Raw genomic sequence first — 14,615 nt, forward strand, 5'->3', positions numbered from 1 at the left:
CGATGATCTTGTTGCGGGTGGTAAGGGGTTTGGGCAGCACCCACACAAAAACGCTGAGATTTTCTCTTATGTGCTAGGGGGCGCGCTTGAGCACAAGGACTCTCTGGGCAACGGATCGGTCGTCAGCGCGGGCGGCGTTCAATATATGAGCGCGGGGTCTGGCGTGACCCATTCCGAGTTCAATCCGTCTTCGACCGAAGCAATGCGGTTTTTGCAGATTTGGCTATTGCCCGCGACGCAGAATACCAAACCCACATATGACACTATTGATCTGACAAACGACGCAAAGAGTGGGAAGCTCAAACTGTTCCTTTCCCGAGATGGGCGCAATGGCTCTATGACGACCCAAGCAGACGCAAGTGTCTATGCGGCGACATTGGACGGCGGCCAAGCAATTAGCACTGATTTGAAGGCTGGACGCAAAGGTTGGGTGCAGGTTGCTGATGGATCTCTGAACGTGAATGGCATCGCTTTGTCTAAGGGCGACGGTCTTGCCATTGACGGCAGCGGCTCGCTGACTTTTGATCAGGGAAACGCTGCTGAGATCTTGTTCTTCGACCTCGCACAATAGACTTAAAACCCAAATCTGGTGGCATGTTCGTGCCACCAGTTCACCTTCATCGCATTTTTGCCTTCCCTGACAAACTGCCCGGATTTGTCACGCTAACTCGGTCAGACGAACGACTTCGAAGCAGCCCAAAATCGCAGCATGTCATCGCGTGAGAGGCGGCCTTTCGGTTGCCGTCGTATCTTTCAACAAGAAATCAACCAGATACGCCGCCAACCTACAAACACCCAAAACACCAGATTCAGTCAAAGCTCACTCTGATCTGGATTCCTTCTTAGACCTTGGATACGGATCTTGTGATTAAGATTAATCATCGAGCCAGGGTAGGAGACCGCACGTGACGCAAACATTAATCGTGACGGCGCATCCTCATAGCGGCTCCTTCACGGGGTCTTGGGCGCAAGAGACTGAACGCGCAAGCCTTGCAACGGGGGGACGTGTGTCGCGGTCGGATTTGGTGCAAGACGGTTTCGACCCGGTTGAGCGGTTTGAGCATTATGCGAGCAACGCTGGTCACGACGTCCTGAAATGTCAGGAGCAGGCGTCGCAGACCGGCCGTCTTCCGGCGGATGTTGCAGCGGAAATCGCCAAGTTTCAGGCCGCCGATCGGATCATTTTGCATTTCCCAATTTGGTGGTTTGGACCGCCTGCGATCATCAAAGGTTGGTGCGACAGGGTGCTCGCGAATGGTGCCATGCACACCTCCGACAAGCGGTTTGACAAGGGGCTATACCGCGACAAAACCGTGCTGTTTTGCGTCAGTACTGGGTCTCGTGAAAGCGAAAGCGGGCCAGATGGGAAAGAAGGCGATGTGCGTATGCTGCTGTGGCCTTTGGCCTACACCTTTCGATATCTTGGGTGTCAGGTCGCACAGCCGCGGGTCGTGCATGGCGTCCATGGATACTGGAAAGGTCGTGAAAAGGTTAAAACCGAGGCGCGGCTGGCCGCCCTGCTTTACGCGCATTCCGAAGTCATTGAAGGTTTTGATCAGCTGTCCCTGATGCGATTTAATCCTGATGATGCGTTTGATGAAGATGGCCGGTTACGCGCGGGTGCCGAAAGCGTCACGCCGTTTATCAACCATATCTGAGGTTTGCCATATACTGGGAAATGATCACACAACGATGATTATGCGTCATAAAGTTTTACCTAAAAAGCGGATGTCAAAGTGCTAGCGGCAAGCGGCAGCTTTGTGAACTGATGCGGTGGATGCCTCCCTCTCTTTGGTTCATATGAAACCACTTTGGCACAATTGATGCCGTTGGATGGAGGCATCCGCCGCATCAGTTCATGTGTTGCCTCGACCGGTTGAGCCCGCCGCCCTCCTAAGACATTGGCGCTGAACGCTACATTGGACACTTTGGGCGGGAACCGTAAATTCGCTGCAGCGTGCACTAAGGTCCGCTGTGAGGAAAAGCGACCTTGGCAGTGGCCGCGACAACGTCGGCTTTTGGGGCTACTTCCTGCGCCACTTTAGGTCTTTATCACCAAGTTCGGCCAGCGTCTTTTGCAATCCATGTCCTTGAGATCGCGCTTTAGACTGACCTAGATCAGCACCTTTCCGCCCTAAGCATGCGCTTATTCTTCGCTGCGTAAGCTGCAAGGCAATAGCGCCATCGGATCAAAAGGCCCAGTTGATGTTCAGCGCCAACACCCGTTGACGCAGCAATTAAACCTGAAGAGAAAAAAATGCGTAAATTTGCACTGATCACACTTCTCGCTCTGGCGACCCCTGCACTGGCACTGGATCTTGATACCGACACTGTGCTTGGCACGACGATCGAGCAGGCACAGGCGGCCCTGACCGAAATGGGCTATGAAGTGCGCAAAGCCGAAATGGAGGATGGAAAGATTGAAGTCTATTTCATCAAGGATGGCAAAATGGGTGAAGCCCACGTGAGTGCCGAGACCGGCAAGATCACCAAGCTCGAGATGAAGTGAGTTGACGGTGTCAGCTTCTTCGGACGATCGCAGCAGCAGGCGCGCAAGCGCCCGCGACGTGGCCGTGTGGGACCCGCTTGTCCCGTTGATTCACTGGTCTCTCGCTCTGACAATTCTGTTGAACGGCGCGATACTGGAGGAGGAAAGCAATCTGCATGAATGGGTGGGATATCCTGCTCTGGGGCTGGTCGGCATCCGGCTTGTCTGGGCCATCATCGGGCCGCAATATGCACGTTTCACGGCATTTCCGCCAAGTCCGGCGCGGGCGATCAGCTATGCCCGGTCCGTTCTGAGCGGCGACAAAACCGTTCATTTGTCCCACAATCCGCTGGGTACGATAATGATTTATAACCTTTGGCTTACGGTAATCGGCATCGGCGTGACTGGCTACATGATGACGACCATACGGTTTTTGGCATCGACTGGGTGGAAGAGGCGCACGAGTTGATCTTCAACTGGCTGATCCTGTCAGTTGCGCTGCATGTCGCCGGAGTTGCGTTCGATAGTTGGCGATCTGGTGTCAATTTGGTGCGTGCCATGGTAATCGGGCGAAAGCGTGTCCCCCAAGGAACGAAGCTGGAATGAAGCGACCAAAACGGATTGAAAAGACCAAGGAACGGCGCGCAACTGCGCTTGCAGGCATTATCATTCTGCAGGCCCTTTGCGCGCTATTCTTCATTGGCGACATCATTACAGATTTCCGCGAGGGTGGTCACCTTGACGACCTGCATCTTGGACTTGAAGCCTTGGCGGCTGTCGTACTCATTTGGGGCGTCATGTTCTTGATGGTGGAGTTGCGTCGATTGCTGGCGCGTATGGGTGACATGGATGCGGGGTTGATGGTCGCACGTGGTCAGATGGGCGAGGTGATGGATCGCTTCTTCGATGACTGGAACCTGACCGAAGTAGAGCGCGACATTGCTATTATGATCCTCAAGGGTCTCGACAATGAGAGCATCGGGCAAGTTAGAAGGACCGCCTCAGGGACTGTACGCGCCCAAGCAACCAGCATTTATTCAAAGTCCGACACCCATGGCCGAGCACAGTTCGTAAGTCTTTTCATGGAGGAGCTGATGTCAGGCGACTTTAGCGCCGCTGGCGCACCGGACGACCATCAACCACACACCACTAGGGCGTCAGCGCACATACTCCGCGCGGAATAGTTACGACGATTGGGCCCAATCCGCGCACTGCACGATATCTCTACCCTGGCTCATGCCGGGATTTCCGTATGTGTTTGCCCCACCGCGCGAAGCAGCACCGCCGCAACCAGATCACCGGTGATATTGACGACCGTCCGGCACATGTCGAGCAGGCGATCGACGCCAAGAATGATCACCATGCCTTCGACCGGTATGCCCATGCTTGTGGCTACGTTGATCAGAATGGCAATGCTGACGCCCGGGGTGCCGGGCGCGCCAATACTCGAGGCGACAAGTGTCCCGATCACAGCCGCGGTCTGAGCCGCCGTCAGCTCGACCCCGGCAAGCTGCGCAAGAAAGAGAATGGCCACCGCCTGATACAACGCAGTGCCGGCCATGTTCATCGTTGCCCCCAACGGTACCACCAGGTTGGCGATATTATCTGGCACGCCAAGCTGACGCGCCGACTGGATCGTCACCGGCATCACTGCCGAGGAACTGGATGTGGAAAACGCCAGTAAAAGGTTGCTGCCCGCAACCTTTAGGAAACGCCACGGCGTCACCCGAGCAAAGATCAGCGCGATCAAAAGATACAGTACCAACAGGCCGGCCAACCCCAACAGCACGGCGCCCACATAGCCCGAGATGCCAAGCATGGTTTCAAGCCCCGTGCGCATCACCAGTTGTGCCATCAGCCCGAAAACCGCCAAAGGTGCCAGAAACATTGCCCATTTTACGATATTCATCGAGATCGAAAGCAATGCCTCCATCAGTGCCAGGAAAGGTGCGGCACGGCTGCGCTGAACCTGTGTGACCGAGATGCCGACCAGCAGTGCCAGCACGACAACGGCCAGCATGTCCCCCTGCACGATCGAGGCGGTGGGATTGGACGGCAGGATGTTGGCGATCAGGTCCGGCAGGGTTGAAGGCTCGCTGAGATCGGGCATCTCGCTCACAAGGCCGGTTTTGGAAGGAGGGCCGGGTTCGCCGGGTGGCACGGAAAAACCGGCAAGACCCACACCGGGTTTCAGCCACTGCGCAAGCGCTACACCGATGGTCGCCGCCACCGTCGTGGTCGCTAGGATGAACGCAGCCAACCGCAGGCCAACTGACCGCAACTCCTCACCTGACCCCGCCCCCACAAGCCCACCCACGATCGACGAAAAGATCAGGGGGATGAGGACCATGGCGATCAGCGCCAGAAAGATCTGGCCCGGCAAGGCCAGCCAAAGTCCGATCACCTCGGCGATTTCAGGCGGAACGACTCCCGTCGCCTCACTCAACAGGAGGCCTAGGCCAAAACCCAGCACCATTCCGGCCATCACCTGCGCCCAGAGCCTGGATGTAATCCAGACCCGCAGCTTGAATCGCTGCTGCGCGAGGTGCATCGATGTCTCTTGCGTCTCGTTTGCCATGTCAGGCCCATAACATGACACGAAGCTGCAACTGAACCGGCATTCCGCAAGTGCTTTGTCGTTTTAGAAGATAGAGCGCCGGACGTTGGCAACCGAAGGCGTTGCAAGGCAGCCAGGACGGTACTGACTGTGTTTCTGATCATGGCCACCTCGGCGAACCGGAAGCTGATAGCGGGGGCATTCGATCTTCGTGATCACTCAGTGCGCCCGCCAGGCACACCAAGATTGCCGCGCCTGTGAACCAAAAGATCGCATGAGTAGTGAACGGCAGCTAAGATCCCAAAATGCCGCTGTTCTGCAACGCCACAAATATCCGCATTGCCAAATCGCGCACTTTTCAAAAATCCTTGACGACAAATCCTTCAGCATCTAGCCGGTCACAAGGCTGAAAACGCCTGCCTCCCGCTGACGCAGCGACTCGCTGAACAGACTTTGGCAGTCATACAAACCGATACCCTACCTCGTTCTGAGGTGCGAAGTTAGGACGCGGCACGCTTAGACAGCAATCGAGGTCGTGCCGATTTTTTCCTTTCGCCTCGCGAGGAGGGTCGCTGCGGGCCCCGTACTTGGAACTGAGCGAACCACAAACTCCCCTGAATTTTCAAGGGTGTGTATGACGTGTCCATGTGAAAGGAATTGGCCACTGCCGCGCCACAAGAGGGCTTGGCGCATCAAACCGTCGACAAGGCCACGTGCCGGCAAATTAGCGCAAAACGCCAGACAAAGCACGCCGCCAGGTCGAACGACACGGCAAAGCTCCTTTAATGCCAGGTTCGGATGCGGGACGGTTTCGAGCGCCCAAGCGCAGGTCACTATATCAAATTTTGCATCCTCAAAGGGCAGGGACTCCAATCGTCCTTTAACTTGCACCGCCGGGATGTCGCTGCATCTTGCCAACATTGCGTCTGAGGGATCGAGAAGGGTCATTTTGGCTGGCGACATGCCCTCCGCGATCAAGGTGCGTGCCAAGGTGCCGGTGCCACAACCAGCATCAAGCAGATCCGTGTCTGTCGTGATAAGTGCCCGCACCAGAGCCTCCAATGCCGCCTGGGCCTCACCACCTGCATGCCGCAGCCACCGGCGGTGAAACTTGTCATAATTGGGTGCCAGCCTGTCGTAGTGATCGGCGAGGTCGCGTGCAGGCGTCTGTGTAAACATGTGGTTGGTCCTGCTCCAATGCTGGGCGTTCGTTGGCCCCCTCCAGTCACGTCAAACCATGGTTGATGACGACGCGAGCCCTGGGGCGCAAATTATTTATGCGGGGGATCTGACGTGATCCGGCCAAGTCCACGCCGTCCAGAGGATCGAAGACATCGCAGCCAGTTCGATAATCAAGAAGAAGACGTCATCGGGGTCGCTCGGCGGGGTCGAGAGGAGTGTGCCTGTTGTCATCAAGGCCGAACCGGTCGCCCGATCCTACGGTTCAGAAGCAGAGAAAAGAGCACCATGGCTATCGAGACTTCGACCAGAAAGCCGCCAATAAGCATTATCGTGTCGGTAATCATGGTCCCGTTGTAGGTCCCTGTCAGCAGCATCTCGAGGTGGGATTTCAATGCATACTGATGGATGTCGTGGAAGATGATGTTGAGAAGAATGAATAGCCAAAGGGCCGAGAGTTTGGCTTTCGTATTGATCGTTTCCATCGGAATGGGTCATTCATGATTTCATGGGTGGAAGGGCTGGGGTGCTTACCGCAAATCTGCGCTCAATCGGCCGGTCGCCGTGCGATGATGAACGGACTCATACGTTTCTTATCAAAGTAGACCGTCTGGTCGATTTCGAACCCGGCGCTGATGAGATGTCGGGTCAATTCGGCTCGACTTATGCACACCACCTTCGGAGCAATTCGCAATGAAACTAGCATGCGTACGATGACCTGGATCCAGCGCGAGTTGTCTTTGAGACAAACGGTTTTCGACAAGAAAAGACCCCCGGGCTTCACTTGCCGGTACACAGCGTCCAGAACGTTGGGAATGTCATCCACCAGGTGGAGAAGGCTGAAAGCGCAGATGGCGTCAAAGGGATATCCCGACACCTCCTGCGACGCTTCGGCCTGAAGAATCTCAATTTTCTTCGCGGTGAACTCATCTGAGCTCGACCGCGCGATTCGGATCATCTCGGCGGAGAGATCGGTCGCGGTGACATGGGCGACCCCGGTCGCGATCTTCCGTGCGGTGCCACCCGTCCCGCAACCGATTTCAAGGATCCGGTCGGTCGGGCGCAGGACCGACCGGATACGCTGAAGTTTTTCTTCGTAGGCGGTTAGATCGGCGATGGGTTTCTTGGCATACTTGATAGCTTGCCGGTCCCAGAAGGCTTGGGCGGACATGTTGTTTTCCTTTGAGCGTGGTACGGGGTCTTGCATTGCGTATCTCCTTGAGCAGGAGCACTAGCCATGCGTTGAGCGAAGGGGTATTGCGGAAAATCGTACTTTAGCTATACGCCTGCATATGAACTGGCAGGCGATGTCCTTTGATTGGAACCAGGTGCGGGCCTTCCTTGCGACCGCAGAGGAAGGCTCGTTCAGTGGTGCGGCCCGCGCCCTGAAGACGACGCAACCGACAATCGGGCGCCAGATATCCGGACTGGAGGCTGCGCTTGGCGTCACATTGTTTGAACGCACTGTGCGAGGACCGACCCTGACCGCGGCCGGGCGGGATCTCTTGGATCACGTGCGGGTTATGGGCGAGACGGCGACGCTGATTTCGACAGTTGCGGCGGGCCAATCCCAGGAGATAACCGGAGAGGTTGCAGTTTCCGCCACCGATCTGGTGTCGGCAGCAATCCTTCCGGGTCTGCTCGGCGACCTTCGTGAAACAGCACCGGGCATCCATCTTCGGATCATTGCATCGAACGACATCTCGAACCTGATGCGGCGCGAGGCCGACATCGCGATCCGTCACGTCCGGCCCACCGAACCCGATCTGATCGCGCGGCATCTGGGCGATTTTCGGGCCAGCCTTTACGCTGCTTCCGCGTATCTGGACAAAGCAGGGCGCCCGCGCGCACCGCGCGCGTTGGCGGACCATGCCTTTGTCGGCAGTCCAAACTCCGATCAGTTGGTGACCACGCTGCGTGATAAGGGTATTCCCGTGCGTAGCGAGAATTTCGTGATGTCCAGCGAAAGCGGCGTCGTCCAGTGGGAATTGGTCAAAGCGGGCTACGGCATCACGTATATGCCAGAGCTGCTGGGGGAGGCCACACCCGGAATCGAAAAGGTGTTGCCCGATCTCCCATCGCTTGAATTCCCGGTGTGGTTAGTCACGCATCGCGAACTCAGAACCAGCCGTCGTATCAGGGTCGTGTTCGACTTTCTGGCGCGAGGGCTAGCCGACACAGTTCGAATGTCTGGAAAGTCCGGCTTAGCAGTCATTCGTGGAGACCGTGGCGAAGGTCCGTAATGCGGGATAGAGCTACCGTCGCACTCGTCGCGATGACCAACTGTCGTGTTCCTGAGTCTGAGACGCGTGAACGGCCTTACATCACGGTTTTTAGCTGCCTTGTCAGACGCCGATGATGATCTGGACCAAATAGCCAAAATATTAGGCGTGAGATTGGGTGCAGCGGCAATTTTACCGATGATCAGCCATGAAGCGAGAAACAAAAATGCCATATGCATGATACAAGAAACCCAATCTTAAGACTCCGCGTTCACCATTCATGCTGAATGGCTGCAAGCTTTCCGACAATCGCCTTCGCATAGGTGTTGACATAAGATTGATGTGCATCGCTTTCGATATAGCGGCGAAAGGCGGGTAGGTCGTCGAAATCCGCAACAATAGCAAAGTCATGGTGGTTCGGTCCGCTCCCTACATTTTCACCGCAGGTCAATGATCGCACTTCTGGCACTTGTTCTGCAAACGCAGCAACTGTTGCCTGCATCGCCGCACGCTCTTCTAGGCTTGCTTCAGATTTGTAGGTCACCAAAACAATATGGCGTAGCATGACCAAAACTCCATCTCGTTGTCGGCACAGGCAGTTCCGCGACTGCGCATCTGTATTTTATGATAGTGAATTTCAGCTCCGCAACCTTGTTCTAGCCCGTATTCCCCAAGTAGACCGACGATTTCTGCGCCCTGACTGCCCAGTAACGTGTTACATTTCAGTATGTTAATGCAGTCTGGAGCGAGATTTCATGGGTCACCCAAAGGGTGCAGGCGAAACGGGAAATATTCGGCTTGGATTTGACCGTCGCGTGCGGCCGGAATTTCATGGCTCGAAGATCAGTTCTGATGGCGGATTGCTGTTGTTCGGGGAACTGGATGAGGTGCTGGGCCTGCACGACATTGCTGGCGGATTGCTGAGAGCCACGAGGACAGGTCACAACCGCCTGCATTCTCTGATCGGGCTTTTGCGCCAGTCGGTCTTTGGTCGGCTGGCCGGGTATGATGATGTGAATGACGCAGATCGTCTGGCGTTCGATCCGGTGATGCGGCAGGTCGTCGGTGGACGGGCCGTTGATGCCAAGGCCGCGTCCGCGAGCCAGATGGGACGGTTCGAGACCGAGGTGTTGGCGACGACGGACAATCGCGCTGCACTGGCTGATCTGTCGGGACAGTGGATCGACCGGGTTCATTCCGCTACGCCACCCAAATGGGTCACGCTGGACATGGACAGTTCAGTCAGCCCGACCCATGGCGTGCAGGAGGGCACGGCCTGGAACGGGCATTTCGGCTGCATGTGCTATCGCCCGCTGTTCGTCTTCAACCAGTTCGGCCATCTTGAACGGTGCGCTCTGCGCCCGGGCAATGTGCGCAGCGCCGACGGATGGGAAGAGGTTCTGAAGCCAGTTATCGCGCGATATGCGGAGCGTCACCTGATGCGGTTCTTCCGGGGCGATGCCGCGTTTGCCATTCCCGATCTCTATGAGACGCTGGAAGCCGAGGGGTATTTCTACGCCATCCGCCTGCGTGCCAATCGTGTCCTACAGGGCAAGGTTGCGCACCTGCTCAAGCGCCCGTTGGGGCGTCCGCCGAACCGCGTCCAACGCTTCTACGGCGACTTCGACTGTCAGGCAGCGTCCTGGGACAAACCCCGGCGCGTTATTGCCAAGGTCGAGTGGCATCCGGGCGAGCTGTCCCCCCGCGTCGGCTTCCTCGTCACCAACCTGCCGATGGACCCGGACTGGATCATCCACTTCTACAACCAGCGTGGCACCGCCGAGCAGCACATCAAGAAAGGCAAGCAGGCGATCAACTGGACGCGGCTGTCCTGCAAAAGCATGGCGCAGAACGAGGTCCGGCTTCAGCTTCATGCATTGGCCTACAATCTCGGTGTCTTCCTGCAAGGCACAGACCTTCCACAGGAGATGGCCGACTGGTCGCTGACAAGCCTGCAAACCCGGCTGATCAAAATCGGTGCGAGGGTCGTCCGCCACGCCCGCGCCATCACGTTCCAACTCGCGGAAGTCGCTGTCAGCGGCGATTTGTTCAACCGTATTCTGAAAGCAATCCATCGGCTGCGCGCGCCACCGGTTCCCACATGAGGATGTCAGCATCAAAATCTGAGGAAAAGCGGCTCGATAGGGCTGTCCAAACATGTGCTGATCAAACCGAAAGCCGTGCAGACCCAGCCTACGTGACCAGAAATCACGCTCGACTTGCGCTCCAGATGCCCAGAAACTGGCACGGCGCGCCAAAGAGTCTTGATTGCTACGCAATCGGGCGTCAACATCACAAGGACGGCGTTCTACTTGGGGAATGTCGGCTTAATCAACTGTCACCAAGTTTTGGGCATAGCTCAAGTCAATTCGATCACGTTCTTTCCCACTGTTTTCATCTATCGAGAATCTGCCTCCATGACGAAAAAACCTGAAGATCTGCGCTCTGCCCGCTGGTTTTCACCGGATGATTTACGGTCTATGGGCCACCGAAGCCGGGCGATGCAGATGGGCCTTTCCACCGAAGACTGGGAAGGCAGGCCAGTCATCGCGATCATTAACACATGGTCTGATCTCTCGCCCTGTCACCACCATTTGCGCGACCGCGCAGAATGGGTGAAACGCGGCATCCTGCAGGCGGGCGGCATGCCGGTCGAGATGCCGGTGCATTCGTTTTCCGAGCAATTCCTGAAGCCGACTTCGATGCTCTATCGGAACATGGGGGCGATGGAGGTCGAAGAGACTTTGCGCGCCCACCCAATTGACGGGGCTGTGCTAATGGGGGGCTGTGACAAGTCGACGCCGGCGCTAGTGATGGGGGCGGTTTCGATGGGGCTGCCGTTCATTTATATGCCCGCCGGTGCGATGCTGCGCGGGAATTATGCAGGGCAGAAGCTCGGCTCCGGCACGGATGTCTGGAAATACTGGGATGAGCGGCGCGCCGGCACCATCGACAAGGAACAGTGGGACGGCGTGCAGGGCGGGATCGCCCGATCCTATGGAACTTGCATGACCATGGGTACGGCCTCGACCATGATGTCGATCGCCGAAGGTTTCGGCCTCACACTTCCCGGAGCCTCCTCGATCCCGGCGCCCGATGCGGGACATAAACGCATGGCGTCGGCCTGTGGGCGGCGCGCGGTTGAAATGGTCTGGGAAGACCTGACGCCAGACAAAATCATCAACCGGGACTCCACACGCAATGCCAGCATCGTTGCTATGGCCACAGGCTGTTCCACCAACGCCGTCATCCACCTGATCGCCATGGCGCGGCGCGCGGGCGTGGATTGGGGACTGAATGATCTGGATCAGGTCGGTCACGAGGTGCCGGTACTGGCCAATATCCGGCCCTCGGGCACCGAATACCTGATGGAGGATTTCTTTTATGCAGGCGGCCTGCCTGCACTGATGAAGGAACTGGGCGACAAGCTGGACCTCTCGGTCACCACCGTCACCGGTAAAACACTGGGTGAATGCATCAAAGGCGCGGTGAACTACAACGACGATGTGATCCGGCCCTTGTCAAACCCGGTCTATCACGAAGGCTCGCTTGCGGTTCTGCGCGGAAACCTTGCGCCTGACGGGGCGGTGATAAAACCCGCCGCGATGGACCCGAAATTTCAGGTGCATTCTGGCCCGGCTATCGTGGCCGATAGCTATGCCGAGATGAAGACTATCATCAATGATCCCGATTATCCGATGACTCCCGATCACGTGCTAGTATTGCGCAACGCGGGGCCCCAAGGTGGGCCGGGAATGCCCGAATGGGGGATGATCCCGATGCCACGCGCGTTACTGAAAGACGGCCATCGGGACATGGTTCGATTGTCGGATGCGCGAATGTCGGGGACATCCTATGGCGCATGCGTGCTGCATGTCGCACCAGAGGCCTATGTCGGCGGACCGCTGGCGCTGATCCAGAATGGAGATATCATCGAGATGGACATTCCGAACCGGTCGCTTTCAGTAAAGATTTCCGGTGAGGAAATGGATGAGCGCCGTGCCGTCTGGACCGCTCCCGAACCCCGTTATGAACGCGGCTACGGCCAGATGTTTGCGCGGCACGTCGAGCAGGCGGACAAAGGGTGCGACTTCGACTTCCTGACGACGGAATTCGGCGCGCCGGTCCCCGAGCCGGAAATCAACTGATGATACGTCTTGCGACCGCCTTGACCGGGATATCCGGCTCTAGATCAGGTGCCCGCCAAAATTGGCTTGGCAGGCAACAGCTTACTCTTTGCAGACCGATGGGGAAAACATAAGGCAAGCCCTATGTGACGGATGCTGCACCGCACACATTTCGACGTTAAGGGCGAGTTGCTGCCATTCTCTTCAGGCGCGAGCGCGAAAGGCGATTCCTTCAAAAGCGGACCTACAACTGGCCACGAAACCGCGATTTCCCGCTTGAGCGCTTCTCGGACGCCAAGCAAAGTTCCGCGTCACTCAAACGACCCAAGTGGCGTCCGAGAAACCCGCACCAAAGGAGAAGTTTGGTCCTGTGCAACGGAGGTCGATTTTGCGCCCAAGTAATCTCCCTCAGAGATCGCGTAAGGGGTTGAGGTCCGTCGATACTGGGTAACTTTGAGAATGCCCGCCGTCGGTTTTCAGGCTATATCCGGGGTATTGCAAGTGCTATTCGATCGCTTCGACCGGTCCTCCGGCTTCCTGCCATGCGGTGAAGCCGCCGGGAATGTGCGCAACGTTTATCAGGCCCAATTCATTGGCTATCTCAACTGCGAGAGTGGATCGTTCGCCGATGGCACAATAAAGCAAAATCCTGCTGTTTTTGGCGAGTCCCGCCAGAGGGCCACTAGACCGACAATATTGATCAAAATGTCCGTATGGTGCGTGAATCGAGTTGGGGATCGTGCCGTGGCGGCGGCGTTCGCTCTCTTCCCGGATGTCTACGAGATGACAGTCAACCGAAGGCCACCCTGAAAGGATTTCATCGACCTCCAGCACTGGGACGCGATGTTGCGCGGACATCCTGAGGCCGAGTTTCAGGTTTTCGGGAACTGCCACGTCCATCATTGCTGGGTTGGCGAGATTTAGGTTGTTCATGATCTCAGCATACTCTTCGGCCGAATTTACTTGCAGACGTGGGTTGTTGTGGCGCTCTTCGCCAATCGTGCTGACCGTGTCACCTTTGTAGTCGTGGCCTGGATAGACCACCGTGTTCTCTGGCAGCTTCAGCAAACGCTCAAACAAAGAATGGTATTGTTCATAGGGATCGCCATTCTGAAAATCAGTGCGGCCTGTCCCGCGGATCAACAGCGTATCGCCGGTGAACACCCGATCATCCATCAAAAAACTGTAGCTCTCAGCCGTGTGGCCCGGGGTATGCAGCGCAGTAAGTGTCAAGCCTTCGATCGTCAGCGGATCATTGTCACGCACTCGCATGGACACCACATCGGCTGGAGATTGTTCACCCATTACGGTCGTGCAACGAGTGGCATCGCGCAATTTGCCCATGGCGCTTACATGGTCGGCATGTATGTGGGTATCGACCACCTTGACCAGCTTGAGGTCCAGTTCTTCAAGCAGCTTCAGATAGCGGCTGGTTTGCTCGAAAACCGGATCGATCAGCAAAGCTTCGCCACCAGGCCGACTCGCAAGCAAGTAAGTGTAGGTGCTTGATGTCTTATCAAAGAGTTGTCTGAACAGCATTTCCCATATTCCCCTATTGTCCGCGCTCGATATTTCCAAACGAAGCCGCACCTCATAAAGGCCACTCACTCTAACACATTACGGCAATTCTTGCCAGAACGACGTCGTTAAAGCGAAAGCTGCACTGCGGAGCCAAACAAGGGTGCAAGGGTGCCGTCAGACAAATGCGAACCAGTCTCTCCAAGGGCAATGAAGCTGCCTTTTATGCCGATCTGAGTTGGCGCCACTCGCTGAGAGCGACGGCCCGGTTAAGCTTGAAATTGGCACGTGAATAAAGGTGACGTTCGTGGTTGGAATGATTGTGAATTGAGGCGTCGACGAAGACGAATTTTTTGCAAACTTCGCATGCGCCGGAACCGAAGCATCGCCCGTTCTCGTCGTCGAAACGGCCCCTTTTCATGGTTTGCAAGCAAACCACTGTCAGGCAGCGGGTGTGAATTCTCGGCCCGGTTGTTGAGCCAGCGCCCTGCTTCCTGGCGATCTGCGTTGCCGATGACCTTCAT

General features: G+C 56.5%; 14 protein-coding genes and 1 pseudogene. 8 read left to right on the forward strand and 7 right to left on the reverse strand.

Annotation, left to right across the window (positions count from 1 at the left end):
- The 5 genes from Q1B15_RS07375 to Q1B15_RS07395 form a co-directional block, all read left to right on the forward strand.
- Positions 1-571 (forward strand): pirin family protein (locus tag Q1B15_RS07375; protein WP_299752343.1); only part of this gene is annotated, 571 nt, incomplete at its 5' end.
- A gap of 334 nt (positions 572-905) precedes the next feature.
- Positions 906-1,658 carry an NAD(P)H-dependent oxidoreductase gene (locus tag Q1B15_RS07380; protein ID WP_299752346.1) on the forward strand — a complete coding sequence of 251 codons (753 nt, stop codon included), beginning with the start codon at positions 906-908 and terminating at the stop codon, positions 1,656-1,658.
- 599 nt (positions 1,659-2,257) lie between these two features.
- Entirely contained in the window at positions 2,258-2,509 is a 252-nt protein-coding gene (locus Q1B15_RS07385; RefSeq protein ID WP_299752349.1) for a PepSY domain-containing protein, read from the forward strand.
- Between the two features lie 7 nt (positions 2,510-2,516).
- Complete coding sequence (locus tag Q1B15_RS07390) at positions 2,517-2,957, forward strand: cytochrome b/b6 domain-containing protein (protein ID WP_299752352.1); 441 nt, start codon at positions 2,517-2,519, stop codon at positions 2,955-2,957.
- A 133-nt stretch (positions 2,958-3,090) separates the two neighbouring features.
- On the forward strand, positions 3,091-3,672 hold the full coding sequence (locus Q1B15_RS07395) for a LuxR C-terminal-related transcriptional regulator (RefSeq protein ID WP_299752355.1): 582 nt from the start codon (positions 3,091-3,093) through the stop codon (positions 3,670-3,672).
- A gap of 50 nt (positions 3,673-3,722) precedes the next feature.
- Here Q1B15_RS07395 and Q1B15_RS07400 read toward each other — a convergent pair whose 3' ends face one another.
- From Q1B15_RS07400 to Q1B15_RS07415, 4 genes are all read right to left on the reverse strand, one after another.
- Positions 3,723-5,066, reverse strand: coding sequence for a dicarboxylate/amino acid:cation symporter (locus Q1B15_RS07400; protein WP_299752358.1), 1,344 nt, complete (start codon positions 5,064-5,066; stop codon positions 3,723-3,725).
- A 495-nt stretch (positions 5,067-5,561) separates the two neighbouring features.
- The gene (locus Q1B15_RS07405; protein WP_299752361.1) at positions 5,562-6,224 is read right to left on the reverse strand and encodes a methyltransferase domain-containing protein; all 663 of its coding nucleotides are present in this window, start codon (positions 6,222-6,224) and stop codon (positions 5,562-5,564) included.
- 233 nt (positions 6,225-6,457) lie between these two features.
- Positions 6,458-6,709, reverse strand: coding sequence for a DUF6326 family protein (locus tag Q1B15_RS07410; RefSeq protein ID WP_299752364.1), 252 nt, complete (start codon positions 6,707-6,709; stop codon positions 6,458-6,460).
- 62 nt (positions 6,710-6,771) lie between these two features.
- Positions 6,772-7,431: a class I SAM-dependent methyltransferase gene (locus tag Q1B15_RS07415; protein WP_299752367.1), complete on the reverse strand. Its 660-nt coding sequence runs from the start codon at positions 7,429-7,431 to the stop codon at positions 6,772-6,774.
- 100 nt (positions 7,432-7,531) lie between these two features.
- Here Q1B15_RS07415 and Q1B15_RS07420 point away from each other — a divergent pair, with 100 nt between their 5' ends.
- Entirely contained in the window at positions 7,532-8,467 is a 936-nt protein-coding gene (locus Q1B15_RS07420; protein ID WP_299752370.1) for a LysR family transcriptional regulator, read from the forward strand.
- Between the two features lie 250 nt (positions 8,468-8,717).
- Here the strand turns inward: Q1B15_RS07420 and Q1B15_RS07425 are convergent, their stop codons facing one another.
- Positions 8,718-9,011, reverse strand: a complete 294-nt coding sequence (locus Q1B15_RS07425; protein WP_299752373.1) for a Dabb family protein — start codon at positions 9,009-9,011, stop codon at positions 8,718-8,720.
- A 190-nt stretch (positions 9,012-9,201) separates the two neighbouring features.
- Between Q1B15_RS07425 and Q1B15_RS07430 the strand changes: the two genes are divergently transcribed.
- Together Q1B15_RS07430 and araD are read left to right on the forward strand one after the other, a co-directional pair.
- Positions 9,202-10,551, forward strand: a complete 1,350-nt coding sequence (locus Q1B15_RS07430; protein ID WP_299752376.1) for an IS1380 family transposase — start codon at positions 9,202-9,204, stop codon at positions 10,549-10,551.
- Positions 10,552-10,863: 312 nt separating this feature from the next.
- Positions 10,864-12,594 (forward strand): L-arabinonate dehydratase, encoded by a 1,731-nt coding sequence (gene araD, locus Q1B15_RS07435; protein WP_299752379.1) that lies wholly within the window; start codon positions 10,864-10,866, stop codon positions 12,592-12,594.
- A gap of 483 nt (positions 12,595-13,077) precedes the next feature.
- On the opposite strand, the gene Q1B15_RS07440 is transcribed toward araD, so the two are convergent.
- Together Q1B15_RS07440 and Q1B15_RS07445 are read right to left on the reverse strand one after the other, a co-directional pair.
- Positions 13,078-14,112 (reverse strand): MBL fold metallo-hydrolase, encoded by a 1,035-nt coding sequence (locus Q1B15_RS07440; protein ID WP_299752382.1) that lies wholly within the window; start codon positions 14,110-14,112, stop codon positions 13,078-13,080.
- Positions 14,113-14,314: 202 nt separating this feature from the next.
- Positions 14,315-14,615, reverse strand: a pseudogene (locus Q1B15_RS07445) (hypothetical protein); the annotation flags it as partial.

Origin of the sequence: uncultured Boseongicola sp. (genome assembly GCF_937988555.1) — a bacterium.
Taxonomy (GTDB): Bacteria; Pseudomonadota; Alphaproteobacteria; order Rhodobacterales; family Rhodobacteraceae; genus Boseongicola.